Source organism: Micromonospora sp. NPDC050187, from assembly GCF_044459745.1.
Taxonomy (GTDB): Bacteria; Actinomycetota; Actinomycetes; order Mycobacteriales; family Micromonosporaceae; genus Micromonospora.
Genome location: NZ_JBITJH010000017.1, coordinates 1 through 26809, shown reverse-complemented (window position 1 = coordinate 26809; position 26809 = coordinate 1). Strand labels below are relative to the sequence as shown.

The following is a 26809-nucleotide window of genomic DNA, read 5'->3' as shown; positions in this document are numbered from 1 at the left end:
ATTTTTCCGGCCGCTTCACTGAGAATGGTCGACGAGCAGTGGGGGTCACGGATGGACACGGCGGCGCAGGACGACCGGACGCTCGTCGAGGCGGTACGCCGGGGCGAGCGGGCCGGTCTGGAAGGCTTGTACCGGCGGTACGCCGACCGGCTCTACACGTACGCCCGGGTGTTGGTGCGCGAGCCGGAGGCCGCTGCGGACGCCGTCCACGACGCGTTCCTCACCGCCAGCCAGCGCATCGACCAGCTCCGCGACCCCGACCGGCTACGCCCCTGGCTGTACGCGATCGTGCGCAACGAATGCCTCCGGCTGATCCGGGACCGGTCCCGTTCCTCGCCTCTGGAGGAAGCAGCCGAGCCGGTGGCCGACACCGCCGACCCGGGCACCGACGTCAACACCGCGCAGGTACGGGATCTCGTCCACACCGCAGCCGCCGCCCTGAATCCGGGCGATCGCGAGGTGGTCCACCTGGCGATCCGCCATGACCTGTCCTCCGCCGACATCGGCGCGGCCCTCGGAGTGCCCGCCAACCACGCACACGCCCGCCTGTCCCGGGCCCGGACCCAGCTCGAACGGGCGCTCGGCGCGCTGCTCGTCGCCCGCAGCGGCGCCCGGGACTGCCCCGCCCTGGCCGACCTGATCGACGGCTGGCAGGGCAGGCTCACCCCGACGCTGCGCAAGCGGGTCGCCCGGCACATCGACAACTGCGCCATGTGTGGGCTGCTGCGACGCGAGCAGCTCAACCCGGCGGCGCTGCTGTCCGCCTACACGGCTCCGGGGTTCCTCGTCGTCGCCGACACGGTGTTGCCGAGACTGGCCGGGGCCGGCCCGGCCGACGGCCAAGTGGCCGACACGACCGACGGCCAAGTGGCCGACACGACCGACGGCCAGGTGGTCGACACGACCGGCGAGGTGGCCGACGCGGTCGGCGGCAGCGCCGAGGTCGAGCCGGCTCCCGATGCGACGACCGCGTCGTCGGCGACGACCGAGCCGAGCGGATCCGCCGACGACACGGCAGCTTCCGGACCGACTGCGGAGCGGGGTGACGCGCCCGCCTCCGAGCCGCGAGAGGGGCCCGCCGGAGAAGGGGTTGGTCAGGCCGCCGCAGGGTCGTCAGCCGGATCGGCCCCCCGGTCCACGACCACCGTGGCCGCGGGAGGCGCGACCACCGTGGCCGTGGGGGACAGGGCGCCGCGTGCTGCGGCCCACCCCACCCGAGTGACATCGGCGGCGACCCGCGACCGGCGACGCCGACGGCGGTTGGCGGCGACCGCTGGACTGGTGGCGCTCCTCGTCCTGGCCGGCACCTGGGCGCTCGCGCCCGGACGCCGGGCCGAACCGGTGGCGGCGACGGTCGGGGCGACGGTCGGTGGGTCGGCGACGCCGGCTGCGGCGGTCCCGGCGGTGACCGCTTCCGTGGTCACCGCCACGGCCACCGGCTCCGTCGCCCCGACGGCACCGAGACCCGCCGCGACCGGCACCGCTGCCGCGCCCCCCGCGACCGGTACCCGGCCGGGCGTCGCCGCACCGACCGCCGGGCCGGGCACGACAGCCGCGCCCACCACCGCGCCGGCTGCGGCCCGACCGACCACCGCGCCACCGCCGCCCCGGGCGTTCACGGTGTCGGCGAACGCACACGTACGCTGCGGTCAGGACACCTACAGCCTGGTCGTGCGGGCCACCGGCAGCGCCGCGGTCGACGAGGCGGAGGTGCGCTGGACGCCCGTCGGGGGTGCCACGTCGACCCAGGCCATGACCGTGGACGGGTCGTCTGCGCAGGCGACGGTGGGACGGCTACGCACGACGGCCCTGACCTGGACGGTGCGGATGACCGCCGAGGACGGACGCACGGCGCAGAGTCCGACGTACCAGGTCACCGACCCGTGTGTCCGGCCCGGCTAGGTGTACCGGCGCTACTGCCAGGTCGCGGTGTCGGGGTCGATGCCGTGGGCGCGCGCACTGGCGTCGATGATCCGACGGAACCACGTGGCAAGGCCGGCCCGGATGCCGTCGAGGTGGGCAGCGAATGCCGGATCGGCCTCATACATCCGGCCGAGACAGACCTGCATCTGCCGGGTGAGGGGAAAGTACGAAGCAAAAACCTCACGGTGCCGCTCGACGAGTTGATTCGCCTGCGGGCTGCCCGGGGTGACGCCGGCGTCCATCGCGTCCCCGAGAGCACGGTCGAGGTCGGCAATGGTGTCGGCGATGGCCTGCCACTCCTCCGGACTGCGCGAGGCGGAGCGTTCGGCGTACTGCTGCCATTGCGTCGTGTCTCCGTAGCGCTGACGGGCCTGGGCGGGCCAGTCCGGGTTCCACTGCGGGCCGAAGATCGCGGCCTGCTGCTCGACGGTCAGCAGCAGGCCGCGCTCGTGGGCGTCGATCATCCGATCCAGTCCGGCGCTGAGCTGCTGAAGGCGGTCGATCCGTTGGGCAACCTGGGTGCGCTGCTCGCGTAACGCGCCGGGCACGTCCGCGGTCGAGTCGTCCAGGATGGCCCGGATCCTGTCCAGGCCGAGGCCGATCTCACGGTAGACGACGATGCGGTGCAGGCGTTCCAGATCACCGGCGGTGTAGAGCCGGTAGCCGGCAGCCGTGCGCAGCGACGGTCGCGCCAGACCGGTCTCATCCCAGTGGTGCAGCGCACGGACTGTCACGCCCAGACGCGTCGAGACCTGACCGACGGTCAGGCCGTCGGCGTCGGTGGCATCAGGCATGCTCCCCATTGTCGCCGCGAACGACGCCCGGTGGGGTGATCCCGATGGCTTCAAGGTTCCGCGCCTCCTGGCTGGCCGGATCGAAGGGCTTCGCCGCAGTGAAGACGATCCGTGCGTTCTCGGGGGTGGTCACCTCCACGTCGCGGGTGTTCCAGAAGGTGTCCCGTGGACCGTCGACCGAGTTCGGGCGCAATGCACGACAGGCCTCGACAAGGGGATCGATCTGACTGAGCACGCACGAAAAACTCAAGCTCATCGTTGGTGCCTGCTCCGGAACGCTCGCCGCCGGGACGAGGAGTACGTCCTGGAACGCCCACCGGCGCAGATGCACAAGCGTGCCGGGGATGGTGAACAGCTCGAAGAACCCGAGCCCACGAATCCAGAAGTCCACCGACGCCGCCAGATCGCTCGTGGGGATCGTCGCGAACGCGGGCATTCCATAGATGCCATGGAACGGCTCCGGCGGAACCGCGTCCGGGCCGGGAGTGGGCACGGGGCTGATCTCGAACGCGTCGTAGTAGTCGCTCATGCGCTCACCCTCCAGCCTCACGCAGCGTGAGAGTCAAGTTGGATCCGGGAATCTCGTCCCACCCCCACGAGGCGACCGACGCGGTGGCCCCCGGCCATAGGGCCGGGGGCCACCGTCCACGCCAGCGGTTCGCTACTCCAACTCGTTCGGGGTGTCGTGGCCGACCTCGTACGGCGTTGTCACACCCTCGTAGATGACGTGGGACATCATGCCGGCGGCGGCGTGGTCGAGGTTGTGGCAGTGGTCCATCCACAGACCCGGGTTGTCGGCCTTGAAGGCCACCTCCCAAATCTCCCCCACCTCGACGTTGACCGTGTCCAGCCAGAGCGGGCTGCCGGTGGCCGGCTTGCCGTTGCGGCTGAGCACCAGCACGTGGTGGCCGTGCAGGTGCATCGGGTGGTCGAAGTGGCTGCGGTTGGCGAAGCGCACCTTCACCAGGTCGCCCTCGCGGACGGTGAGCGACGGGGCCTTCGGGAAGGCCATGCCGTTGCTGGCCCAGACGACACCGAACTTGCCGTCGTAGAACCACAGCTCGTTGTCGAAGACCAGCGAGTGCGTCTTGGTGAACTTGCTGTCCCGGCCGAACGGGGTGGGCAGCGGGGAGCCGTACGTGGTCGGGTCGAAGGCCTCCTGCGGCTTGTCCGGCTGCACGTCACCGGTGCCGTCGGCGCTGAGCAGCAGACCGCCGTCGACGACCCGCAGTTCCTTGCCGAAGCGCCGCAGCTCGGTGAGGCGGACCGGCTGCACGGGCATGGTGAACTCGAGGTCGTACCGGCCACCGCCGCCGATGACGATCTGCTCGCCGGCGACCTCGGTCGGTTGGTTGATCGGGTTGCCGTCGATCGCGACCACCTTGAACGGCGTGCCGGTCAGCGAGTACCGGTGGGTGGAGCCGTCGGTGTTGATCAGACGGAGCCGGACCGGGACGCCCGGGGCCATCCGCCGCCGGTCGAGCTGGTCGACGGTGCCGATGGCGGGCGGCTCCAGGGGCAGGTCGTCCTCGTACCAGGTGTGCGCCGAGATGATCAGGTCCTGCGTGCCAGGGGCGAGGTCCGACTGCTCCGGCTCGATGATCAGCGGCCCGAACAGGCCCTTCTTGACCTGGACCGAGGACTGCTGGTGGGAGTGGTACCAGTGGGTGCCGACCTCGTCCGGCCGGAACCGGTAGACGTACGTGCCGCCGGGCTGGATCGCGTCCTGGGTCACCCCGGCGACGCCGTCCTCCGCGTTGGGCACGTCCACGCCGTGCCAGTGCACCGACACGTTGGTGTCCGGCACCTTGTTGTGCACCGTCACCTCGATCAGCTCACCGCGCTTGACCCGCAGCTCCGGCCCGGGGCTCTGTCCGTTGAACAGCCACGCGTCGACCTCCTTGCCGGAGGCCAGCCGCAGCTTCTTCGCCTCGGCGACCAGGGTGAACTTCCGGTCCGGCGTCTCGTCACGCGGCCCGGTCAGGTCGGCCACGCTGACCGTACGGCCGGCGGAGTGGCCGTGCGCGCCGGCCGCGGAGACGCCGCCGTGCGCGTGGTCGGTCATGTTCATCCGTCCCGGCAGGACGGTCTGGTTGGCCGCCAGGCTCAGCCCGCCGACCAGCACCAGGACGAACCCCGTGGTGACGGCGACCGCACGCAACGCCCGGACCGGCCGGGAGCGCTGGACCGGACCGCCCTTCTCGGCCACCAGGTACCGGTGCTGCTGCCATAGCCAGAGTCCGACCAGGACGGTCAAGAAGCTGACGTAGGTGGTGAGGATCGGGATGAGCTGCGGCGGACCCATGGTCACCATGATCGCGGTGACGAGTCCGGCCAGTGCGCCGAGCGCGGTGGCCTGGAACGGCACCACCGCCTGCGGGGCGAAGGTCGCCAACCGGGTTTCCGCCGACGGGTTCCGCCGGTACGCGCGCCACCGGGGGACGGCCCGCAGCAGCACCGCCACCGCCGGCAGGACCACCAGGGGCAGCGCGACGGCGACCCGGTCGGCCACGAAGAGGTAGTCGAAGCTGCCCATCAGCGCGGTGGTGACCAGACGGCCGACCACGAGGAGTCCGCCGAGAGCGGCGAGCACCAGCATGAACGTGGCTCGACGTCGGCCCCGTCGATCGGATCGGTGACGTGGTCTACGCGCCACCAGGATCGCGGTCGTGCCCCACAGGAGGGTGAGGAAGAGGGCAACCTCGATGTCGAGGTTGAGATAGGTTTCAAACAGCACAGACGTCCTCCGTGATCAGGCGATGGCAGGGTGTGATCGGTCAGCGACTGGCAACCGTACCGTCCACTGTGTTTTGTCGGGGTGCGTGACCCTCGGTCCGGATCCGCGCGGCGGCGGCGAGAACGCTCCTGCGGTCGGCCTCCGGCGTGCCGGGCGAGGCCGGTAGCAGCGCCACCACGTCACTGGCCCGCGACTGCACCGTCTGGTGCTGACGGGCCAGGTTGGTCAGCCCCTGGCCGGCACCGGCCTCCACCAACAACAGGTCACCGGTGGCGAGCAGCGCGTCGAGCGCCGGCCAGAACAGCACCGGATCGGCCATCTGGGTGGTCCAGAAGGCGGGGTCCTCGGCGGTGGTGGCGTCGAGCTTCCGACCGACGTACGCGGAGTAGACCGTGTCGACCGGTGGACCGGGCCGGGCCGCCTCGACCGCGAGACGGGTGGCCAACGCCGCCCCGCGCATCGCCGGGCTGTGGAACGCCTGTCGTGCCCTGGCCAGTCGGCAGACGTAGCCCTGCTCGCCCAGCTTGTCCTGGACCACGGCCAGCGCCTCGGCCGGACCGGCGAGCAAGGTCTGCCGGGGCGCGTTGACGGAGGCGATGGCGACCTGCCCGCTCGGATCCAGGGTCAGGTACGGCTGGAGTTCGTCGGCCGACGCGGCGACGGCGAGCATGCCACCGGGTGGGGTGCGGAGGACCTCGGTGACCCGGGCCCGGATCAGCCGCACGGCGGCGGGCAGGCTGAACACCCCGCCCAGGGTGGCGGCGACCATCTCCCCCGCGCTGTGGCCGAGCAGGGCGACCGGACGCACCCCCCAGGAGCGGACCATCGTGCCGAGGGCGTAGCCGACGCCGAACAGCAGCGCCTGCGTCCGGGAACCGTCGTCGAGGGGGATGCTCGGGTCGTCGGAGAGCCATTCCTCGCGCAGCCGGTCCCCACCGTCGCCCCACAGGGCGAAGAAGGTGTCCATCGTGGTGGTGAAGACGGGGTCGTGGCCGTACAGCCCGGCACCCATCCGCGGGTACTGCGCCCCCTGGCCCGGAAAGAGCAGCGCGACGCCCCGGCCCTTGGGCTCGCCGGCCCGCCGCCCTTCGGTCACCTCGTCGGCGGCCGACCTGCCGGTCGCCAGCGGGGCGCCGGACGGGAGTGCCGGTACGGGAGGCGGCAGGAGGACGACCGCCTGACCGCGCCGGGAGATGTCCGGCAGCGCGACCGGGGTGGGTGGCCGGTGGTCGGCGGCGGACCTCGGGTGGTGGCAGCCGTCGGTGAGCAGGCGGCGCAGGTCGCCGGGGCGGAGCACGTCGAACTCGCAGCGGTCCGCCTCGGTGTGGTCGTCGCCGATCCGGACGACGGCCACGGGCGGCTCCTCCTGCGACCAGGACTCGGCGAGGCGGCGCAGCGCCACCACCAGCCAGCGGCCCGGCTCGTCCTCCAGTTCGGCGGCGACCAGGGCGAGGTCGGTCTCGGCCCGGGCCAGCAGGGTCGCCGCGTGGTGCAACGCCGCGCAGAGCCGGGGTACGTGCACCGTCGTCCCGGCGGCACCCGGTGGCACGCAGGCCGAGGTCAGCCCGCCCTGGTGCTCGGCCGGGCGGGTCGTGCCGGTCAGCACGAGCGAGGTGCGGCGCCCTCGCCGTACCGTCGGGCCGAGTTCGTCGAGCACCGCCGCGACGGTCGCCGCCCGGCCGGTGGTTCCCGATCCGTCCCGCTCCGCCGGTCCGACCGCCCACCTCACGATCGCGGCGTCAGTCGCTGCCATCGCGGTCACCCCTCTCCCGCTCCGAGCCCGACCGCCGCCGGCGACCCATCCAGGACTGCCCGAGCGGGTCGCGCCGATGTCGTCCAAGTCCGTACCGAGGCTGGCGGACGGGGCTCGAAAACGGTTCGAAGGCATCTGGAAGGGCCGAGCGCCGGCCGGCTCTCCAGCGATTTCGGAGTTGGTGTCGAGACGGCGGGCCGAGGATGTCCCGAAGCCAGATCGACCTTCGACGGTCGAGTCACCCCGAGGTGGGAAGCGAGAACGAGATGACCTGGACCCAGCTCCTGGTGCCGATCACCCTGACGGGTACCGGGATGGCGGCCGGCGGGCTGATGATCACCGTGCTCGGCGGTGTGCCGCTGCTGCTGCGGCTGCCGACCGACCAGTACGTGCCGATCCACCAGTTCCTGGTGACCCGCTTCGATCCGTTCATGCCGATCTGCATGATCGCATCGCTGATCGTCGACCTGCTGCTGACCATCGTGCTGGACGAGCCGGTGCCCCGGATCGGCTTCGGGGTGGCGGCCGTCCTGCTCTTCGGCGGAATCGTCATCTCGCTGACGAAGAACGTCCCGATCAACCGATGGCTCAAGACCCTCGACCCGGACCGGCTACCGGAGAACTTCGAGGAGATCAACCCCCGCGTTCGCTGGGGCAGGTGGAACTCGCTGCGGACCGCCCTCGTCGTCGCCGCTCTCGCGGTCAGCGCGATCGCCGTCGGCCCGCTGCTCTAGCCGACCCGGCTGGCCGGGACACCCCATGACCGCCGGGCTTTCGACGGAACCACTCCATGGAGGTACGTACGCAATGAGCCATGACACCGGCACCGCCGACCGGGCGGTGCGCCACTACGACCCACCCGACGAGCGCACACCTGTGATCGGTCGCGACGCCGGCACCTGGTCCTCCTGGTTCCGGGTCCTCCTCGGGCTGACCTCGTTCGCCAACCTGCGGTACCGGATCGACGCGGCCCTCGACGGGCGTGAGCTGGTCATGGTGGTGGTCTGGCTGACCGTGGTGGCGTCCGCCTACACCGCGGTCGTCTGGTTCTTCGGGCGCATCGACCGGTTCCGTGGTGTCAGCCCGTGGATCCCGGCGGCACTGTTGCAGCTGCCGATGCTGCTCTACCCGATGGGAATCGGCTCGGACCCGCTGCACCAGGCGCTGGCCGTCTACACCTCGCTCGGCATGCTGCTCTGCGGGGCGATGCGGTACGGCGGACTCGAGGTCGCCGCTGTCCCGATGCTGGTGCTGCGTCGCCGAAGCAGGATCTACAGTCCGTTCAACACGGTGGACATCATCGAGCAGGCGTTCCGGCGGGAGCGCACGCGCGGCGTCATGTGGGCCACCGCGCTCGCACTGACCGTGTTCGTGGTGCTCGCGTACTGGTGGGTGCCCCTGCTGCTCAGCGTGGCGCCGGTGAAGGACCAGCTCGGCGACTCGCTCCTGCTGCCCGGCTTCTGGGCGCTGCTGCTGGTCGTCCCGCTCGTCTGGTTCGCCGCCCACACGGTCCGTGGCCGGGACCGGTACCGCGCGGTGCCGGTCGGCCAGCGCTGGCCGGGGCTCGCCGCGGCGGCACTGCTGTTGCTCATGCCGACGCTCGCCGTCCGGCAGGTGCCCGACGCGATCTGGGGCCTGATCATGATCACCGGCGTGCTCGTCGGCCTGGCCACCCTGCTCCGCCTGCCGTTCCGCCGGCGCTCCGGCACCAGCCGCCACGAGGACGTCGCCTCGTCGCGCTGATCCGTCCTGTCGCCGAGTCGGCCGGGCACCCCCTGCGGGTGCCCGGCCGTTTCCTTTCCCCGCCTCCTGCCTCGGCTGGCCCACGCCTCCCCCACCCGGGCCCGACCTCCCCTGCCGGACCGAACGGCCCCGGCCCCGATCCCGGACCTGACGCACGGACAACCTGGCCTCCCCACCACCGTCCGCCCCCGCACGGGTCACCCAGAGCCGGCCCCTCCCACACCGGCCCTCCCCACCCAGGTTGCGGAGAACCGGGCATTCCCTCGCTCTCCAGACGCCGGGATGCCGCAAAGGGGGGCTGGAGGCAGGGCCGGGGCCGGGGGCGGGGCCGGGGTGGGCGGGGCGACGGCAGGGCGGGGCGCCGGAGGCCGCGGAGGGACACGGTGGGAAAAGCCCCCCGCAGCGGGGAAGACCGGGGCGGGCGGGCGGCGGGGCGTCACGCGCCTGGTCGGGGTGCCCGGTGTCGCGGGCACCCCGACCAGGCGAAGGCGGTGACGATCCGGACCCGCCTCGCTGGACAGGAGCAGGCGCAGGCGCCGAGGTCGACACGGTCGGCAGGCGCCGAGGTCGGCGCGATCAGGAGGTGGCGGGCCGACGCGGTCAGGAGGTGGCGGGCCGACGCGGTCAGGAGGTGGCGGGCCGACGCGGTCAGGAGGTGGCGGGCCGACGCGGTCAGGAGGTGGCGGGGTCGACCTTGCGGGGCAGGACGAAGACCAGCGCCAGGACCAGGAGGCAGAGCACCACCTGCACACCGAGGGTCCAGCCCATCGCGTCGACGAAGCGGTCCCGGCTGGCTTCGTCCTGGTCGACCACGAATCCGAAGAAGACCGCGCCGGTCACCGCCACCCCGAGCGCCCCGCCGACCTGCTTGCCGGTGGAGAAGATGCCGGACGCGGATCCGGCGTCGACGTTCGGGATGCTGGCCAGCGTGACGTTGAGGATCGGGACGGTGACCAGGCCCATCCCGATGCCGACGACGGCGAGGGTGACCACGATCGGCAGCGGGGTGAGCCGGTCGCCGGAGACGACCACGACCACGTTCAACGCGGCCATGCCGAGCGTCATCAGGATCGCGCCGACGACCAGGGCGGTCCGCCCGGCGACCCGGGCCAGGGGGATCGCCACCATCGAGGAGATCGCGCTGCCGATCGCCATGGACGAGATCGCCCAGCCGGTGCGTTCGGAGCTGTAACCCAGGCCGTTCTGGAGGAACACCACGAAGGTCAGGAAGAAGCCGTACATCAGCGCCGTGGCGATGCCGTTCGCGAGCACGCCGGCGGTGAAGACCCGCTGCCCGAACAGGTGCAGGGCCACCAGCGGTGACGCACCGGCCCGTTCCTTGCGCCGCTCGAACCGGACGAGCAGCACGAACGCCGGGCCGGCCGCGGCCAGGCACACCCAGGACCACCAGGGCCAGCCGAGTTCCCGGCCGTACATCAGCGGGTGCAGGAGGAGCAGCAGGGCGGCGGCGGCCAGGAAGACCCCGCCGAAGTCGAAGCCGCGCCGGCGTTCGTCGCGGGACTCGGGCAGCCAGAGGAGCCCACCGACGAAGGCGACCACACCGACCGGCAGGTTGATCAGGAAGATGGTGCGCCAGCCCCAGCCGAACAGGTCCACGCCCAGCAGGATGCCGCCGAGCATCGGACCGGAGACCGTGCCCAGACCGATGACCAGGCCGTAGATGGCGAGCAGCGTGCCCCGCCGGGCCGGCGGCACCAGGACCTGGAAGATCGCGAGGACCTGCGGACCCATGATCGCGGCGGCGACGCCCTGCATCACCCGCGCGGCGACGAGCCAGCCGACGTCACCGGCCGTCCCGGCGAGCAGCGAGGCGACGGTGAAGCCGGCGAGCCCGACCAGGAACAACCGCCTGCGACCGTAGGCGTCCCCGAGCCGACCTCCGGTGACCAGCAGGAGGGCGAACGGCAGGGTGTAGCCGGCGATCACCCACTGCATCGCGCCGTAGCTCCCGCCCAGACTCTCCTGGATGGCCGGCACCGCGATGTTGACGCCGGTGGTGTCGAAGCTGGTCATGAAGGCAGCCAGCATGATCACGGTGAACCCGAGCCGCCGCACGGGCGGCGGGTCGGTGGCCCGCGCGGCGGCGACCGGGGACGGGGACACCAGGTCGGGCGTGGGGCTGGGGGTGGTCGCGGTCACGGCAGCACCACCACGCCCACGGCGGTCACCGTCAGGGCCGCCAGGGACAGCGCGGTACGCAACCGGTGCAGCCGCCGCCACTGCGGGCGGGGGTCGTTCCAGTCGTCGGGTACGGCGTCCGGGTCCACCCGCAGCATGCTCCTGTTGATCGGGACGTTGCCGAAGTGGGACACCCCCTGCACGGCCAGCGCCAGCACCGAGGCCAGGACGAACAGCAACCGGTTCGTCGTCCCCTCGACCAGGAAGATCAGCGCGATGTCGGCGATCATCGTCGAGTTGACGATCAGCGGCATCGACGGGTGGTACCCCTGTCCGAGCTTGCGGTGCAGGGCGACGTAGCTCCCCGCCGGCAGGGTGTTGAGGGTCGGCAGCACGCTCACCGCCACGGCGAAGAACACCCCTGCCACGATCCCCATGCCGCCGACGGCGATTACCGCCAGCGCCTGCGCAATTGTCTCTCTCATCGGCTCGCCATCTTCCGTCGCGTCCGGCAACGAACTCCGCCAGCGAGGATCACGGCGCCGCCTCAAGACGACGTGGAGGAAAGCTCGACGCCGCGAGAAGCCACCGGCGTCGATGGCCGCGTGACGACAGGGCATGCGTGACCTTCGACCGAGCCCTGAGGCAGACCCGAGACGGACCACTGAGCATCGACCGCGAGCAAGCGACCGGTCGGCGGGACGCATCGCCCCGGTCCGGGGCCGCGCTGCGCGCCTGACGACGCGAATGAAGGAGACGAGCCATGTCCGGTATCGCTGGCTGGGTTGACTACGAACGGGACCTGTCCCGCGCGCAGGCCACCGTCCGAGCCATGAGCGCCACGATGGCCAACCGGGGGCCGGACGCGGAGGGGATCTGGACGTCCCCCCGCGCGGCGATCGGCCACCGGCGGCTCGCGCTGGTCGACCTGGACGGCGGTCGCCAGCCGTACGTCGTGGAGGCGGACGGCCAGGTGCTCGCGGTCGTCGCCGTCGACGGTGACGTCTACAACGCGCCCGCGCTCCGCGCCGAACTGGAGTCGCACGGGCACCGGTTCCGCAGCCGGGGCGACGCCGAGGTGGTGGCGTACGCGTACCTCCAGTGGGGCGCCGGGCTGGCCGAGAAGCTGGAGGGCGGCTACGCCTTCGCGGTGTGGGACGTCCGCCGCGAGGAGCTGCTGCTGGTCCGGGACCGGCTGGGTGCCAGGCCGCTCTTCTACTACCCCACCCCGCACGGCACGCTCTTCGCCTCGGAGCGCAAGGCGATCCTGGACCACCCGCAGGCCGAGGCCGTGCTGGACGCCGACGGCCTGCGGGAGATCCTCTCCTACGCCGGCACCCCGGGCCACGGCGTGTTCAAGGGCATGCACCAGGTGCGCGCCGGGCACGTCGTGCGGGTCACCCGCTCCGGGCACCGGGAGGAGCGGTACTGGGCGCTGGAGGCACAGCCGCACACCGACGACCTGGACACCACCGTGTCCACCGTCCGGGAACTGCTGGAGCAGTCGGTCAGCGGGCAGCTCACCGCCGACGTACCGCTGGGCATGATGCTCTCCGGTGGTCTGGACTCCTCCGCGGTGACCGCACTGGCCGCCCGGGCGCTGGCCAAGCGCGGTGACGGACCGCTGCACACCTTCACCGTCTCGTTCGGCGAGGTGGAGGAGTTCAACCCGGACGAGGTCTGGGGCAGCTCCGACGCCCCGTACGTGAAGGAGTTGGTCGACGCGATCGGCGCCGAGCACACCGACATCGTGCTGGACACGGCCGACCTGCTCGACCCGATCGTCGCGGCGAACGCGCTGCGGGCCAAGGACGTGCCGAGCCCGCTGGGCAACATGAACACCTCGCTCTACGTGCTCTGCCGGGCGGTGCAGGAGCGCACCCCGCTGGCCCTGCTCGGCGACGCCGCCGACGGCATCTTCGGCGGCGCCATGTGGTTGTCGATGCCGCCGCTGATGGAGGCGCAGACCTTCCCGTGGATCGCGATGGCCCACTGGGGCGGCGGCAAGCACGGCATGGGCACCGACCTGATCGACGCGGGCCTGCTGGACCGGCTCGACATGCGCGGCTACACCGGCGGTCGGTACCGGGAGGCGATGGACCGGGTGCCGCTGATGCCGGGTGAGACCGGTCAGGAGAAGCGGATGCGCGAGATGTGGTACCTCGGCGTCACCAACTGGCTGGAGACCCTGCTGCCGCACTCGGAGGCGATCGCCGGTTCGGTCGGGCTGTCCCTGCGCCTGCCGTACCTGGACCACCGTCTGGTGCAGTACGTCTACTCCGCGCCCTGGTCGCAGAAGAGCTTCGACGGCCGGGAGAAGAGCCTGCTGCGCGCCGCGGTGCAGGACGTGCTGCCGCCGGCCATCGTCGACCGGAAGAAGTCGCCGTACCCGGTGACCCAGGACGCGGCGTACGGCAAGGCGCTCTGCGACCAGCTCCTGGCGCTGACCGCGGACCGCGACGCCCCGATCGCCGGGCTGGTGGACGTGACCGCCGCGAAGGCGTTCGCCGCCGACCCGGAGAGCCTGGTCTCCGGCCCGCGCGCCTGGGTGGCGCGTACCCACGTGGAGATGCTCTTCCAGCTCAACATGTGGCTCGACCAGTACCGGGTGCGGGTCGATCTCTGACCGGCACCGTCCCAGTCGTCTTCGATCCCTCGTCGAGGAACGGCTGCCAGCGTTTCCCGAGCACTCGTGGTGACCACCACGGCCCGCACCACATCCCGAAGGAGCCTTCGTAATGGGAACCAAGAACTCTGACGTGTCGATCCTCGACCTCGCGGCGGGCTACTGGTCGGCCAAGACCTTCCTCACCGCGGTCGAGCTGGGCCTGTTCGGCGTCCTCGCCGACGGCGGCCGGACCGAGCCGGAGATCCGGGAGACGCTGGGCCTGCACCCGCGCGCCACCCGGGACTTCCTGGACTCGCTGGTCGGCCTCGAGGTGCTCGACCGGGACGCCGAGGGGCGCTACTCGATCAGCCCGGCCGCCGCCAACCAGCTCGACCCGAAGCACCCGTCGTACCAGGGCGGCTTCCTCCGGATGCACGCCTGGCAGTACGGCGTCTGGGGCAAGCTGACCGACCTGCTCAAGACCGGCGAGCTGCAGGCGCACACCGACCGCGACTTCGACAAGTTCTACTCGCGGCCGGAGTCGGTGCGCAACTTCATGTCCGCCATGGACGGTGCCAACTCGGCGGTCGGTCCGGCCCTGGCCGAGAAGTTCGACTGGACCGAGGTCGGCTCCTTCGTGGACGTCGGCGGGGCGCGGGGCAACATCGCCGCGGTGATCGCCAAGGCTCACCCGCACCTGGACGCCGGCACCTTCGACCTGCCGCCCGTGCAGCCGTTCTTCGACGAGCACATGGACCGACTGGGCATGACCGGCCGGGTCAGCTTCCACACCGGTGACTTCTTCAACGACCGTCTCCCCTCCGCCGACGTCCTGATCTTCGGCCACGTGCTGCACGACTGGGACGACGAGCAGCGGATCGCCCTGCTGCGCAAGGCGTACGAGGCGCTGCCGGTCGGCGGTCGGGTCATGGTGTACGACAACCTGATCGACGACGACCGCCGCGAGCCGACGAACCTGCTGCTCAGCCTCAACATGCAGCTGATCACCCCGGGTGGTGGCGAGTACACCGGGGCGGATTGCCAGGGTTGGATGCGCGAGGCCGGCTTCACCGAGACCTCGGTCCTGCCGTTGACCGACGCAGACTCGGCCGTCATCGGGCGCAAGACCGCCTGACCCTCGGCCGGGATCCATCCGCACCCTCCACAAAGGAGAACAGTTCCTGTGACAGCCAAACCCGACACCGGGCGCGCCGCCGTCTCCCGTCGTCGTCTGCTGCTGGGCGGCGCCGCCGGGGCCGCGTTGGCGGGCCTGTCCGTGGCCGCGCCGGCGAAGGCCGCTCCGGCCCCCGCCACCCGTCCGGCCCCGGTGGACATCGTCATCCACCCCGACAGCTTCACCGCGCCGAGCCAGCTGCGCGGCGGCACGATCACCTTCCGGGTCAGCACCCCGGAGCCCGGTGGCCGGTCGCTGCTGCTGGTCAAGTTGCGGCCCGGGGTGTCGTTGGACCGGTTCCTCGCCGCGTTGGCCGCCACCTCGGCCCAGACCCCGGCCGAGCGGGCCGCCGCCGAGCGCGAGGTCATGGCCTGCGCCGAGAACCTCGGCGGCGCGGTCGTCACGCCGGACTCCCGGGTGTCGTTCACCCAGTTCGTGCTGCCGGGGACGTACCACCTGGTCAACTACGACTACACCAGCGCCACCGCGGTGCCGCAGGTGCAGCAGCTGACGGTGACCGGGCTGAGCGCCCCCCGGTTCCCGGACATCGACGACTACGTCCTGCACCGGGAGCGCAACGACTCCGTGTCGTTCCTGGTGCCGAGCCGGAAGCTGAAGGCGACCGGTGAGCACCTGGTCGTCAACACCACCCGGCACACCAACGAGGCCGTCCTGTCCCGGCTCGTGCCGGGCGCGACGGCGGAGGACGTGGCGGAGTACTTCGAGACGATCAGAAACGGCCAGTGGCCGAGCGAGTCCCCGTTGGCCACCCCGCCGGTCGGCCTCGCCCCGCTCTCGGCGGGCCAGAAGGCCATCGTCCGCACCGAACTGCCTCCCGGCTCGTACCTCCTCTACTCGTGGGCGGCCAACGCCGAGACCGGCCACCCGCGTGCGTCCGAGGGTCTGTACCGCCTGATCACGCTCGTCTGACCGATTTTCTGAGAACCATCGAGTGCGCGGCGCCGCCGGTCCTTCCGGCGGCGCCGCCCGGAACCGGAGGAATCGTGGATCTTCAACTGGCCGGCAAGCGCGCCCTGGTCACGGGTGGCACCCGCGGCATCGGACGGGCGATCGTCACCGCCCTGGCCGGGGCCGGTGCCTCGGTCGTCACCTGCTACCGCACCGACCGCGAGGCGGCGGAGAGCCTCACCCGGGACCTGAAGGCGACCGACGGCAACCACCACGTGGTCCAGGCCGACCTGCGCGACCCGGCGGACGTCACCCGGTTCGTCGAGGTCGCACGCACCGAGCTGGGCGGGCTGGACATCGTGGTCAACAGCGCCGGGGTGGACGGCCACGCGCCGACCGCCGAGGTGACCATCGAGGAGTGGCGGCGGGTGATGGACACCAACCTGACCGCCTTCCACCTGGTCACCCACGCCACCCTGCCGCTGCTCGCCGAGGGCGCGTCGATCGTCGCCGTCAGCGCCTCGGTGAGCACCCGGGGTATGGCCGGCAAGGCGCACTACACCGCCAGCAAGGCCGCCATCAACGGCTGGGTGCGCTCGGTGTGCAAGGAGGTCGGGCCGCGCGGCATCCGGATCAACGAGGTCTCCCCCGGCATCATCGAGACCGAGCCCGGGGCCGGGCTGCCGCCGGAGGTGTACGAGCGGATGAAGGGTTTCGCCTCGCTGCGCCGCCTCGGCACCTCCGAGGACGTGGCGAACGCGGTTCTCCTGCTGGCCAGCCCGCTGGCGGCGTACGTGACCGGGGCGACCCTGCACGTGGACGGCGGCATCTGATGGCCGCCCGGAAGGTCGCCGTCCTCGGCCTGGGCGGCATGGGCGGCGGGATGGCCCACCGGCTGTTGTCCAGCGGCGTCGAGCTGACGGTGTGGAACCGGACCGCGGCGAAGGCCGCCGGGCTGGTGGCGGCCGGGGCACGGCAGGCGGATTCGCCGGCCGAGGCGGTCGCCGAGGCGGACGTGGTCCTGGTCAGCCTCGCCGACGAGGATGCCGTCGAACAGGTCCTCTTCGGCGCGGTGTGCCGGGCGGCCCGGCCGGGCACACCGATCGTCGACACCTCCACGGTCTCCCCCACCTACGCCCGCGAGGCGGGCGAGCGGGCGGCGAGGGCGGGGGTGAAGCGGATCGAGGCGTGCGTGATCGGCAACCCCCACCAGGCACGCAACGGCGAGCTACGGGTGCTCACCGCTGGCGCGCAGGAGGACCTGGCCGAGGTGGGCGACCTGCTGGCCCTGCTCGGCCCACAGGTGGTCCACCTGGGGCCGCCCGGGATGGCCGCCACCATGAAGCTGGTCTTCAACGCCATGCTCGGCGCGCAGGTCGCCTCGATGGCCGAGGCGATCGCCTACGGCGAGCGTTCCGGCCTGAACCGGGACATGCTGCTGAGGGCGGTGGAGCACAGCGGCTTCAGCTCGAAGGTGATGTCGTTCCGGGCCGCGCTGATGCGCGAGCGGAAGTACGAGCCGGCGGCCTTCCGGACCCGGCTGATGAACAAGGACCTCCGTCTCGCCCTGGCGGAGGCGGCCAAGGTGGGCGTGGACATGCCGGTGATCGAGCGTTCGGCGGTCACCTTCACCGAGGCGATCGACGCGGGCTACGGCGACCAGGACGCCGCCGCGGTGCACGAGATGCTCAGCCGGCCCGACGCCTGAGCCGGTCGCCACCCCGGTGGATCCGCGAATGCTCCATCCGGGCTTCAGGCGCCTTCGAGGCGCCGAAGAAATCATTCTTCCAGTAAGAACCGGGATGCCTGGCCAACCCTGATCGGCATTCCTGGCGATCACTACCGCATCAGCCGAAAGGAGATAGCTGTGCACCGGACGCTCATTGTGGCCCGCATGAACCCGGCGGATGCCGCGTCGGTCGCCAACATTTTCGCCGAATCGGACGCCACCGAACTGCCCCACATGATCGGGGTGGACCGGCGGACGCTGTTCCGTTTCCACGACCTCTACTTCCACCTCGTGGAGGCGGACCAGTCGATCAACCGGGACCTCTACAAGGCCCGCAGCCACCCGCTCTACCAGGACATCAACGAGAAGCTGGCGCAGTTCATCAGCCCGTACGACCCGGGCTGGAAGGAACCGAAGGACGCCATGGCCGAGCCGTTCTACACCTGGACGCCGGACAAGTGACCGTCACCGGAACCGCAGGCCGAGAGGAGAAATCCGTGACCACCACGACCGCCATGAAGGTTTCGTGGAGCGACGTACAGCCGAACCGTCGCCGCGGCGGTGACGTCCGTGTGCTGCTGAGCCCGAAGACGGTGAAGTCCACCTCGGGATTCGGGGGAATGCTCACTCTGCAGCCCGGCGAATTCGTGTGCGAGCACATCCACCCGTATTCGGAGGAGTTCTTCTACGTGGTGAGCGGTCGGGTCACCATGCGGATCGACAACGATTACGTGGAACTCGGCCCGGGTGAGGCCTGCCTGGTGCCGATCAACGTCAAGCACCGGGCGGAGAACCGTAGCGAGGAGCCGGCCCAGGCGATCTTCCACCTCGGTCCGCTCGCGCCCCGTCCCGAACTGGGCCACATCGACACCGAGTTCCTGCCCGGTCGGGAGAACGAGCCGGCGCCCCAGGTCGGAGGGGAGAAGTGAGCGAACCGCGCGTCGCGGTCACCGGCATCGGCGTGATGGCGCCGGGCGGGGTGGGCCGTCAGGCGTTCTGGGACACGATAACCGCCGGCCGGACAGCCACCCGGCGCATCACCCTGTTCGACGCGTCGAAGTTCCGGTGCCACGTCGCCGCCGAGATCGACTTCGACCCGGCGAAGATGGGTCTGACCCCGCAGGAGGTCCGCCGGATGGACCGGGCGGCCCAGCTGGCCGTCCTGGCCACCCGCGAGGCCGTGCAGGACAGCGGGTTGGACCTGGGCGAGCTGAACCCGGCCCGGACGGCGGTCACCGTCGGCAACGCGGTGGGCTGCACCATGGGCCTGGAGGTCGAGTACACGGTCATCAGCGACGGCGGACGCAAGTGGGTCGTCGACCACGAGTACGCGGCCCGCGAGCTGTACGACTACTTCGCGCCCAGCTCGCTGGCCCGCGAGGTGGCCTGGGCGACCGGTGCCGAGGGACACACCACCGTGGTCTCCTCGGGGTGCACCTCCGGCATCGACGCCCTGGGCTACGCGGCCAACCTGATCCGCGAGGGCTCGGCGGACATCGTGATCGCCGGGTCGACCGACGCGCCGATCTCGCCGATCACGCTGGCCTGCTTCGACGCGATCCGGGCGACGTCGACCTTCAACGACACCCCGGAGTCGGCCTGCCGGCCATTCGACGGCAGCCGGCGCGGGTTGATCCTCGGTGAGGGCTCGGCGATGTTCGTGCTGGAGAGCACCGAGTCGGCCCGCCGCCGGGGGGCTCCGATCTACTGCGAGATCTCGGGCTACGCCACCCGGGCCAACGGCTTCCACATGACCGGCCTGAAGCCGGACGGGCGGGAGATGGCCGAGGCCATCCGGCAGAGCCTGCACCAGGCCAGGCTGAACCCCGAGGACATCGACTACGTCAACGCGCACGGGTCGGGCACCAAGCAGAACGACCGGCACGAGACGGCAGCGGTCAAGGCCAGCCTCGGCCAGCACGCCTACGCCACTCCGATGAGCTCCATCAAGTCGATGGTGGGTCACTCGCTGGGCGCGATCGGCTCGATCGAGGTGGCCGCCTGCGCCCTGGCCGTCAAGCACAACGTGGTGCCCCCGACGGCCAACCTGACCACCCGGGACCCCGAGTGCGACCTGGACTACGTACCGATGGTCGCGCGGGAACGCCGCATCGACGTCGCGCTCTCCGTGGGCAGCGGTTTCGGCGGCTTCCAGAGCGCGATCGTGGTCGCCGACCCCGAGGCGGTGCCGGCATGAAGACCGCGGTGGTGACCGGCCTGGGCGTCATGGCCCCCAACGGCATGACCGTCGAGACCTTCTGGTCGTCCATCCTGGACGGAAAGAGCGGCATCAACCGCATCCAACGGTTCGACGCCCCGCACTACCCGGTGAAGCTCGCCGGCGAGCTGGCCACCTTCGATCCGAGCGAGCACGTGCCGAGTCGGCTGCTGGTGGAGACCTCCGCCATGAGCCACCTGGCGTTCGTGGCCGCCGAGATGGCGATCAAGGATGCCGAGGTCGACCTCAAGGAGCTCCCCGAGTACGAGATCGGGGTGGTCACGGCGAACGCCACCGGGGGCGTCGACGTCGGCCAGCGGGAGCTGGAGAAGCTCTGGACGCAGGGCCCGGAGCACGTCAGCGCCTACATGTCCATCGCCTGGTTCTACGCGGCCACCACCGGACAGCTCTCCATCCGGCACAAGCTGCGTGGGCACTGCGGCGTGGTGGTCTCGGAGCAGGCCGGTGGCCTGGACGCGATCGGCCACGGCCGCCGGGTGCTGCGGCAGAACCACCGGTTGGTGCTGGTCGGCGGGACCGAGTCGGCCATGGCGCCGGCCGGTGTGGTGGCCCAGATGCCCACCGGCAAGCTGAGCCTCAGCGACAACCCGGACGCGGCCTTCCTCCCGTTCGACGTACGGGCGGACGGCTACGTCTCGGGCGAGGGCGGCGCGATCCTGGTGGTCGAGGACGCCGAGACCGCCCGTCGGCGCGGCGCGCCCCGCGTCTACGGGGAGATCGCCGGGTACGCGGCGACCTTCGACCCCCGCCCCGGTGGGGACCGCGGGCCCACTCTGGAACAGGCGGCCCGCCTGGCGCTCGCCGACGCGGGCGTCGAGCCCGGGGACGTGGACGTGGTCTTCGCCGACGCGTACGGCGTGCCGGAGCTGGACCGGATCGAGGCCGCGGCGATCAGCGCGGTCTTCAGTCCGCACGGCGTACCGGTGACGGCGCCGAAGACCATGACCGGCCGGATCTACGCCGGCGCCGGTGCCCTCGACACGGTCACCGCCCTGCTCTCCATCCGGGACGGTGTCATCCCGCCCACGATCAACGTCGAGAACCTGGCCCCCGGCTGCGACATCGACCTGGTCCGGGACCGCCCCCGGAGCGCGTCGGTGCGCACCGCGCTGGTGCTCGCCCGTGGCCACGGCGGCTTCAACTCCGCCGTCGTCGTCCGTGCCATCCCGTAACGACCCGTCACAACCGACTGGAGGCTGTTGCCATGCGTGAGATGTCCCTGAACGACCTGACGCGCGTGATCCGCGCGACGGTGGGTGTGGACGACTCGGTCGACCTGACCGCCGACATCCACGACACCCTCTTCACCGACCTCGGCTACGACTCGCTGGCCCTGCTCGAGGTGGTCAACCAGCTGGAGAAGGAGTTCTCGGCCTCGGTCCCCGAGGAGAAGATCAGCGACCTGCGCACCCCGCGCGAGCTGATCGGGTTCGTCAACAGCCAGCTGTCGGCGGCGGTGTGACCATGGCCAAGAAGACCGAGTGTGCCGTTGTCATCGACGCCCCCATGGACCTGGTCTGGAACATGACCAACGACGTGGCGAACTGGCCGAGCCTCTTCACCGAGTACGCCTCGGCGGAGATCCTCGAGCGCGAGGGGAACACCATCCGGTTCCGCCTCACCATGCACCCGGACGAGGAGGACGGCCAGGTCTACACCTGGGTCTCCGAGCGGACCTCCGACCCGGTCACCCGGACCGTCCGGGCGCACCGGATCGAGACCGGCCCGTTCGAGTTCATGAACATCTTCTGGGCGTACCGCGAGGTCGACGGCGGCGTGGAGATGCGCTGGGAGCAGGAGTTCCACGTCAAGGACGTGATGCCGTTCAACGACGACGCCATGGCCGAGCACCTGCTCAAGAACTCGGCCATCCAGATGGCGGCCATCAAGGAGCGGGTCGAGAAGGCCGCCGTCGCCCGGTCCTGAGCCGGCGCCACCCCTTACCTGGAGGATTGATGGAACAGCTACTTGCCGGCAAGAACGCCCTGGTCACCGGCGGCACGCGCGGGATCGGCCGGGCGCTCGTGCTGAACCTGGCGAAGGCCGGCGCCAACGTGGTGACCTGCTACCGCTCGGAGAGCGAGGCGGTGGAGAGCCTGGCCCGGGAGCTGAAGGACATCCCGGGGCAGCACCACCTGGTTCGCGCCGACGTCAGTGACGCCGAGCAGATCGACCACCTGATCGCCGAGTGCAAGGTCCGGCTGGGCAGCCTGGACGTGGTGGTCAACAACGCCGGCGTGATCAGCCACATCGACTACGACAAGCTGTCGCTGGCCGACTGGCACGAGGTCGTCGACACCAACCTGACCGGCACCTTCCTGGTGATCCAGAAGGCCCTGCCGCTGATGGGCGCGGGCGCGTCGGTGATCAACATCGGCTCCCGGGTGGCCAAGGTGGGCATCACCATGCGGGCGCACTACACCGCGGCCAAGGCCGGCCTGGTGGGTCTGACCCGCTCGCTCTGCAAGGAGCTGGGCCGCCAGGGCATCCGGGTGAACCTGGTCGAGCCGGGTGTCATCGCGACCGAGGCGATGGAGCAGATGACCCCGGAGCAGCGGGCCGCCATGGAGGCCCGGTACGCCCAGCTCACCTCGCTCGGCCGGCTCGGTGAGCCGGACGAGGTCGCCGAGGTCGTGCTCTTCCTCGCCAGTGACAGGTCCCGCTACGTCAGTGGCGCGCAAATTCCCGTCGACGGAGGTATCTGACATGAGCGACCCCGCCTTCCGGGTCATGCTGCGCTTCGACATCAACCCCGGGATGGAGGCCGACTTCGAGCAGGCCTGGCTCTCCATCGGCAGCGTCATCACCGACCACCCGGCCAACCTCGGGCAGTGGCTGATGAAGGACTCCGAGCAGGCCTCCACCTACTACGTCATCAGCGACTGGGTGAACGAGCCCCGGTTCCGCGAGTTCGAGCTCAGCGACGAGCACGTGGAGCACCGCAAGAAGCTGCACCCGTACCGGCACGGCGGGGCGATGTTCACCATGAACGTCGTCTTCGCGCTGCCGGCCGGCGAGGCCGCGAAGGCCCTGCGGTGACCGCCGTCGGTCGCGCCCGGGTGATGGTGTGGCACCGCGCGCCGGCCGACGACGCCGACGCGGTGGCCAAGGCGTACGACCAGATCAGCCGGCACCTGGAGGGCACTCCCGGCCTCATCGGCAACGAGCTGCTCCGGTCGACCAAGGACCCGCACCGGGTGGTGGTGCTCAGCGAGTGGGAGAGCCTGGAGGCCTTCCGGGTCTGGGAGGAGGGCGTCTCGCACCGCCCCTCCACCTCTCCGCTGCGTCAGTACCAGGACCGCGAGCAGGAGAACTTCTTCGAGGTCTTCGAGGTGTCGGCGGCGTTCTGAACGTCGTCGGGTCTCGGGGCGGCCGTCGGGCCGTCCGGACCGAGGACCGCACGACGAACGGGCCGAACGCCCGGTTGCCGGAGGACCCCCGATCGGGGTGTCCTCCGGCCGCCGTTGGGCGCCCGGACACCGTCGACCACCCACCTCCCGGCATCGGCCACGCCGGCCGGTCTCACCCGCACCGTCAGAAGGGGATGAGAGGTCATGACCTCGACCGCCACACCGATTCCGCCCGCCGAGAAGACCTTCCTCGGCCAGCCCCGCTGGTTCGGCACACTGTTCATCGTCGACATGTGGGAGCGGTTCAGCTTCTACGGGATGCTCGCCATCCTGGCGCTGTTCCTGGTCGCCTCCCCCGCCGACGGCGGCCTGGGCATGTCCGAGGTGGACGCCGCGGCCCTGTTCGGCATGTACATGTCACTGGTGTTCATGGCGGCCCTGCCCGGCGGTTGGCTCGCCGACCGGATTCTCGGCGCCCGCCGCGCCACCCTCTGGGGCGGCGTCTTCATCACCGTCGGGCACATCTTCCTCTCCGTGCCCGCGGAGCCCACGCTCTACCTGGGGCTGGGCTGCATCATCATCGGCACCGGACTGGTCAAGCCCAGCATGGCGGCGATGATCGGGGACATGTACCAGGGGCAGCCCGAGCGGCGGGAGGCCGCCTTCTCGCTCTTCTACATGGGTATCCAGGTCAGCGCGCTGCTCGCTCCGCTGATCACCGGCTTCGCCGCCGAGCGGATCAACTGGCACCTGGGCTTCGGCATCGCCGCGATCGGTATGGTCGTCGGCCTGATCCACTACGTGATCGGGATGCGCCGACTCGGCGACGTCGGTTCCCGGCCGGCGAACCCCGCGCCCGCCGAGGTACGGGCCCGCGTCTGGCGGCGCACCGCCGTCTTCGGTGGCGTCCCCGCCCTCCTGCTCACCGTGGGCGTGGCCACCGGGCTGATCGCCCTCCAGCAGGTGCTGATGGTCCTCGGCCTGATGGTCCTCGGCGTTCCGGTGGTCTACTGGATCCGGCTGAACCGCAAACCGGAGATCGCGCCCTACCGGGTACGCCTGCGGGCGTTCCTCCGGATGCTGATCGCCTCGGCGTTCTTCTGGATGCTCTACGCCCAGGGCCCCGCCCTGATGAACATCTTCGCCAAGGACTCGGTCGACCGGAACGTGCTCGGCTTCGAGGTGCCGGCGAGCTGGTTCCAGTCGGTGCAGCCGCTGTTCCTGCTGGTCCTCGCCCCGGGCTTCGCCATCCTCTGGGTACGGATGGGCTCCCGGGTGGCGGTGCCGCCGAAGTTCGTCGCCGGCATGTTCCTCGGCGGCGTCTCGTTCGTGGTCATGGCCTTCGCCGCCTCACTCGCCGAGAACGGCCCGGTGTCGCCGCTCTGGCTGCTCACCGTCTACCTGATCATCGTCTGCGGTGAACTGGTGGTGGCACCGGTCGGGCTCAGCCTCGCCGCCCAGGTGGCGCCGCCCGGCTTCTCCAGCCAGATGATCGGCCTGTTCTGGCTCTTCGCGGCGGTGGGCGCGGCCAGCGGTGGGCAGATCGCCGGCCTCACCGCGGTGGTCTCCGACGCCACCTTCTACCTGTTGCTCAGCGGCGTCGGGCTGGCCGTGGCGGTGGCGCTGGCGGTCTCCGCCCGCTCGCTGACGCGACGCCTCGCCGACGAGCCCGTACCGGACCCGGCGACGGCACCGCCGACCGCCGGAAGCGTGCCGGCCGCGCGCTGACCACAGGGCCGCCCACCACCGCCCCGGGCGCCTCCCGTCGTCGACGGGAGGCGCCCGTCGTCGTCCCGACCCACCCCGTCGATCTCCAAGCGCGCTTCGAGTTGTCCTCCAAGCGGGGCTGCCAGGCTGGGCCAGCCACGATCCGGGAGGAGTCACTCGTGTACGACGAGACAACACCAGTACTGATCGTCGGGGGTGGGGTGGTGGGTCTCTCCACCTCCCTGTTCCTGTCCGCGCACGGCGTCCGGTCGGTCCTCGTCGAACGCCACCCAGGGACAGCCATCCATCCCCGCGCCTGGGGCTGGTACCCGCGCACGCTGGAGCTGTACCGCACCGTGGGGCTCACGGACGCGATCGACACCGAGAGCGCCGGCTTCGCCGACCACGTCCTCAACGGCAAGGTCGAGTCGCTCACCGGACGCGAGATCCACATGTCGCGGCTCCCCGCCGAGGAGGACGTCAGCGACATCAGCCCGATCGACCGGCTGGTCTCGCTGCCGCAGGACCGCATCGAGCCGCTGGTCCTCGACCGGGCGCGCGAGCTGGGCGGTGACATCCGCTTCGGCGTGGAGCTGGTCGACTTCGACCAGGACGACGAGGGCGTCACCGCCACCGTCCAGGACCGCAAGACCGGGGCCCGGCGGACCATCCGGGCGCAGTACCTGGTCGCCGCGGACGGCACGCACAGCCCGATCCGGGAGCAGCTCGGTATCCGGCGGCACGGGCGCGGTGTGGTCCGTAACCAGATGAGCATCCTGTTCCGCGCCGACCTGACCGGCCCGCTCGCCGGCCGCCGCTTCGGCATCTGCCAGGTGGAGAACGACCGGATCGAGGCGATCCTCGGACACGACGACTCGTTGGGCCAGGGCACCCTGATCGTCACCTACCACCCGGAGCAGGGCGAGCGCCCGGAGGACTTCACCGACGAACGCTGCGTCGAGCTGGTCCGGGCCGCGATCGGCGTACCGGATCTGGAAGTCGGACTGCGCAGCGTGATGCCGTGGCAGATGGGCGCGCTGGTCGCGGAACGGTTCACCGACGGGCGGATCTTCCTCGTCGGCGATGCCGCGCACGTGGTGCCGCCGGTCGGCGGGTACGGCGCGAACACCGGCATCCACGACGCGCACAACCTGGCCTGGAAGCTGCACGCGGTGCTCGCCGGAACGGCCTCCCCCGCCCTGCTGGCCACCTACGACGCCGAGCGTCATCCGGTCGGGGTGACCGTGATGATCCAGGCCGGACTCCGGCTGGCCAGCCGGGGCGGGTTCGCCACCCCGGAGCAGAAGGCCGCCCTCCGGGACACGCTGATGGTGACGTTCGGCTACGTCTACGACTCGACCGCGGTGATCGCCGAGCCGGGTGACGCCCTCCCGGCCGCCCCGCCCGGGCCGGGCGGCGTGCGTACCGCCGCCCTGCTCGATCCGCGCCAGCTCGGCGGACGGCCGGGCACCCGCGCACCGCACGTGTGGCTGCGCCGCGACGGGGAGCGGATCTCCAGCCTCGACCTGTTCGGCCGACGGCCGACGCTGCTGCTCGGCTCGGCCGGCGAACCGTGGCGTGCCGCCGCGACGGCCGCCGCCAAGCGGCTCGGCGTCGAGATCGACATTCACCGGATCGGCGCGGACCTCGTCGAGGACGGCACGACCTGGCACACCGGGTATGGCGTCACTGCCCAGGGAGCGGTGCTCGTCCGACCGGACGGCTTCGTCTGCTGGCGATCGCCGGCCGACGCCGAGCCCACCGAGTTCACCGTCGAGCGGGTGCTGCGGGCACTGCTGCACCGCTGACCCGCTCCGCCCGCACCGCCGACTGGGCTGCCGGCTGGGCTGCCGGCAGCCCCCGGCTTGGGGGGGGGGGGGGCCCCCCGCCCCCCGGGGGTGGGGGGGGGGGGGGCCCCCCCCCCCCCCCCCCCCCCCGGGGGGGGGGGGGCCCCCCCCCCGGGGGGGGGGGGCGGCCCCCGCCCCCCCCCCCGCCCCCCCCCGG

The 26809-nt window shown here is 71.4% G+C and carries 25 protein-coding genes; 19 read left to right on the top strand and 6 right to left on the bottom strand.

Going from position 1 to position 26809, the window contains the following annotated elements:
• Nucleotides 1-24 precede the first annotated feature (24 nt).
• Nucleotides 25-1902: a sigma-70 family RNA polymerase sigma factor gene (locus ACIBJE_RS23400; RefSeq protein ID WP_396751626.1), complete on the top strand. Its 1878-nt coding sequence runs from the start codon at nucleotides 25-27 to the stop codon at nucleotides 1900-1902.
• An 11-nt stretch (nucleotides 1903-1913) separates the two neighbouring features.
• Here the strand turns inward: ACIBJE_RS23400 and ACIBJE_RS23395 are convergent, their stop codons facing one another.
• From ACIBJE_RS23395 to ACIBJE_RS23380, 4 genes are all read right to left on the bottom strand, one after another.
• On the bottom strand, nucleotides 1914-2717 hold the full coding sequence (locus ACIBJE_RS23395) for a MerR family transcriptional regulator (protein WP_396751624.1): 804 nt from the start codon (nucleotides 2715-2717) through the stop codon (nucleotides 1914-1916).
• A complete protein-coding gene (locus ACIBJE_RS23390) occupies nucleotides 2710-3246 on the bottom strand; it encodes a hypothetical protein (RefSeq protein WP_396751622.1) in 537 nt (178 codons plus the stop codon). Before ACIBJE_RS23390 ends, ACIBJE_RS23395 begins: the two co-directional genes overlap by 8 nt.
• Nucleotides 3247-3378: 132 nt before the next feature.
• Nucleotides 3379-5454, bottom strand: a complete 2076-nt coding sequence (locus tag ACIBJE_RS23385) for a multicopper oxidase domain-containing protein (protein ID WP_396751620.1) — start codon at nucleotides 5452-5454, stop codon at nucleotides 3379-3381.
• A 40-nt stretch (nucleotides 5455-5494) separates the two neighbouring features.
• Nucleotides 5495-7207 (bottom strand): acyltransferase domain-containing protein, encoded by a 1713-nt coding sequence (locus ACIBJE_RS23380; RefSeq protein ID WP_396751618.1) that lies wholly within the window; start codon nucleotides 7205-7207, stop codon nucleotides 5495-5497.
• Nucleotides 7208-7473: 266 nt separating this feature from the next.
• On the opposite strand from ACIBJE_RS23380, the gene ACIBJE_RS23375 reads away from it, so the two are divergent.
• A complete protein-coding gene (locus ACIBJE_RS23375) occupies nucleotides 7474-7941 on the top strand; it encodes an anthrone oxygenase family protein (RefSeq protein ID WP_396751616.1) in 468 nt (155 codons plus the stop codon).
• Between the two features lie 73 nt (nucleotides 7942-8014).
• Nucleotides 8015-8950, top strand: a complete 936-nt coding sequence (locus tag ACIBJE_RS23370; protein ID WP_396751614.1) for a DUF6410 domain-containing protein — start codon at nucleotides 8015-8017, stop codon at nucleotides 8948-8950.
• 672 nt (nucleotides 8951-9622) lie between these two features.
• Here ACIBJE_RS23370 and ACIBJE_RS23365 read toward each other — a convergent pair.
• Both ACIBJE_RS23365 and ACIBJE_RS23360 read right to left on the bottom strand, forming a co-directional pair.
• Nucleotides 9623-11110 (bottom strand): MFS transporter, encoded by a 1488-nt coding sequence (locus ACIBJE_RS23365; protein WP_396751612.1) that lies wholly within the window; start codon nucleotides 11108-11110, stop codon nucleotides 9623-9625.
• Nucleotides 11107-11574, bottom strand: coding sequence for an anthrone oxygenase family protein (locus ACIBJE_RS23360; protein WP_396751610.1), 468 nt, complete (start codon nucleotides 11572-11574; stop codon nucleotides 11107-11109). The genes ACIBJE_RS23365 and ACIBJE_RS23360 overlap by 4 nt, the downstream gene beginning before the upstream one ends.
• A 278-nt stretch (nucleotides 11575-11852) precedes the next feature.
• Between ACIBJE_RS23360 and asnB the strand changes: the two genes are divergently transcribed.
• The 16 genes from asnB (at nucleotide 11853) to ACIBJE_RS23280 (ending at nucleotide 26613) form a co-directional block, all read left to right on the top strand.
• Nucleotides 11853-13715 carry an asparagine synthase (glutamine-hydrolyzing) gene (gene asnB / locus ACIBJE_RS23355; RefSeq protein WP_396751608.1) on the top strand — a complete coding sequence of 621 codons (1863 nt, stop codon included), beginning with the start codon at nucleotides 11853-11855 and terminating at the stop codon, nucleotides 13713-13715.
• Between the two features lie 112 nt (nucleotides 13716-13827).
• Nucleotides 13828-14832 carry a methyltransferase gene (locus ACIBJE_RS23350; protein WP_396751606.1) on the top strand — a complete coding sequence of 335 codons (1005 nt, stop codon included), beginning with the start codon at nucleotides 13828-13830 and terminating at the stop codon, nucleotides 14830-14832.
• Nucleotides 14833-14880: 48 nt separating this feature from the next.
• Entirely contained in the window at nucleotides 14881-15801 is a 921-nt protein-coding gene (locus ACIBJE_RS23345) for a hypothetical protein (protein WP_396751604.1), read from the top strand.
• A 74-nt stretch (nucleotides 15802-15875) separates the two neighbouring features.
• A complete protein-coding gene (locus ACIBJE_RS23340; RefSeq protein WP_396751602.1) occupies nucleotides 15876-16613 on the top strand; it encodes an SDR family NAD(P)-dependent oxidoreductase in 738 nt (245 codons plus the stop codon).
• Entirely contained in the window at nucleotides 16613-17488 is an 876-nt protein-coding gene (locus ACIBJE_RS23335; protein ID WP_396751600.1) for an NAD(P)-dependent oxidoreductase, read from the top strand. Before ACIBJE_RS23340 ends, ACIBJE_RS23335 begins: the two co-directional genes overlap by 1 nt.
• Before the next feature lie 159 nt (nucleotides 17489-17647).
• Nucleotides 17648-17971, top strand: a complete 324-nt coding sequence (locus ACIBJE_RS23330) for a TcmI family type II polyketide cyclase (protein ID WP_396751598.1) — start codon at nucleotides 17648-17650, stop codon at nucleotides 17969-17971.
• Between the two features lie 53 nt (nucleotides 17972-18024).
• Nucleotides 18025-18438 (top strand): cupin domain-containing protein, encoded by a 414-nt coding sequence (locus ACIBJE_RS23325; protein ID WP_396751838.1) that lies wholly within the window; start codon nucleotides 18025-18027, stop codon nucleotides 18436-18438.
• Nucleotides 18435-19706 (top strand): beta-ketoacyl-[acyl-carrier-protein] synthase family protein, encoded by a 1272-nt coding sequence (locus ACIBJE_RS23320; protein ID WP_396751596.1) that lies wholly within the window; start codon nucleotides 18435-18437, stop codon nucleotides 19704-19706. Before ACIBJE_RS23325 ends, ACIBJE_RS23320 begins: the two co-directional genes overlap by 4 nt.
• The gene (locus tag ACIBJE_RS23315; protein ID WP_396751594.1) at nucleotides 19703-20920 is read left to right on the top strand and encodes a ketosynthase chain-length factor; all 1218 of its coding nucleotides are present in this window, start codon (nucleotides 19703-19705) and stop codon (nucleotides 20918-20920) included. The genes ACIBJE_RS23320 and ACIBJE_RS23315 overlap by 4 nt, the downstream gene beginning before the upstream one ends.
• Nucleotides 20921-20952: 32 nt before the next feature.
• On the top strand, nucleotides 20953-21210 hold the full coding sequence (locus ACIBJE_RS23310) for an acyl carrier protein (protein WP_396751592.1): 258 nt from the start codon (nucleotides 20953-20955) through the stop codon (nucleotides 21208-21210).
• Nucleotides 21211-21212: 2 nt separating this feature from the next.
• A complete protein-coding gene (locus ACIBJE_RS23305; protein ID WP_396751590.1) occupies nucleotides 21213-21674 on the top strand; it encodes an SRPBCC family protein in 462 nt (153 codons plus the stop codon).
• 29 nt (nucleotides 21675-21703) lie between these two features.
• Entirely contained in the window at nucleotides 21704-22453 is a 750-nt protein-coding gene (locus ACIBJE_RS23300) for an SDR family NAD(P)-dependent oxidoreductase (protein ID WP_396751588.1), read from the top strand.
• A gap of 1 nt (nucleotide 22454) precedes the next feature.
• Nucleotides 22455-22787, top strand: coding sequence for an antibiotic biosynthesis monooxygenase family protein (locus tag ACIBJE_RS23295; RefSeq protein ID WP_396751586.1), 333 nt, complete (start codon nucleotides 22455-22457; stop codon nucleotides 22785-22787).
• Nucleotides 22784-23098 (top strand): antibiotic biosynthesis monooxygenase family protein, encoded by a 315-nt coding sequence (locus ACIBJE_RS23290; RefSeq protein WP_396751584.1) that lies wholly within the window; start codon nucleotides 22784-22786, stop codon nucleotides 23096-23098. Before ACIBJE_RS23295 ends, ACIBJE_RS23290 begins: the two co-directional genes overlap by 4 nt.
• A 204-nt stretch (nucleotides 23099-23302) precedes the next feature.
• Complete coding sequence (locus tag ACIBJE_RS23285; RefSeq protein WP_396751582.1) at nucleotides 23303-24826, top strand: peptide MFS transporter; 1524 nt, start codon at nucleotides 23303-23305, stop codon at nucleotides 24824-24826.
• 158 nt (nucleotides 24827-24984) lie between these two features.
• Nucleotides 24985-26613: an FAD-dependent monooxygenase gene (locus tag ACIBJE_RS23280; RefSeq protein ID WP_396751580.1), complete on the top strand. Its 1629-nt coding sequence runs from the start codon at nucleotides 24985-24987 to the stop codon at nucleotides 26611-26613.
• The last annotated feature ends 196 nt before the right edge of the window (nucleotides 26614-26809 follow it).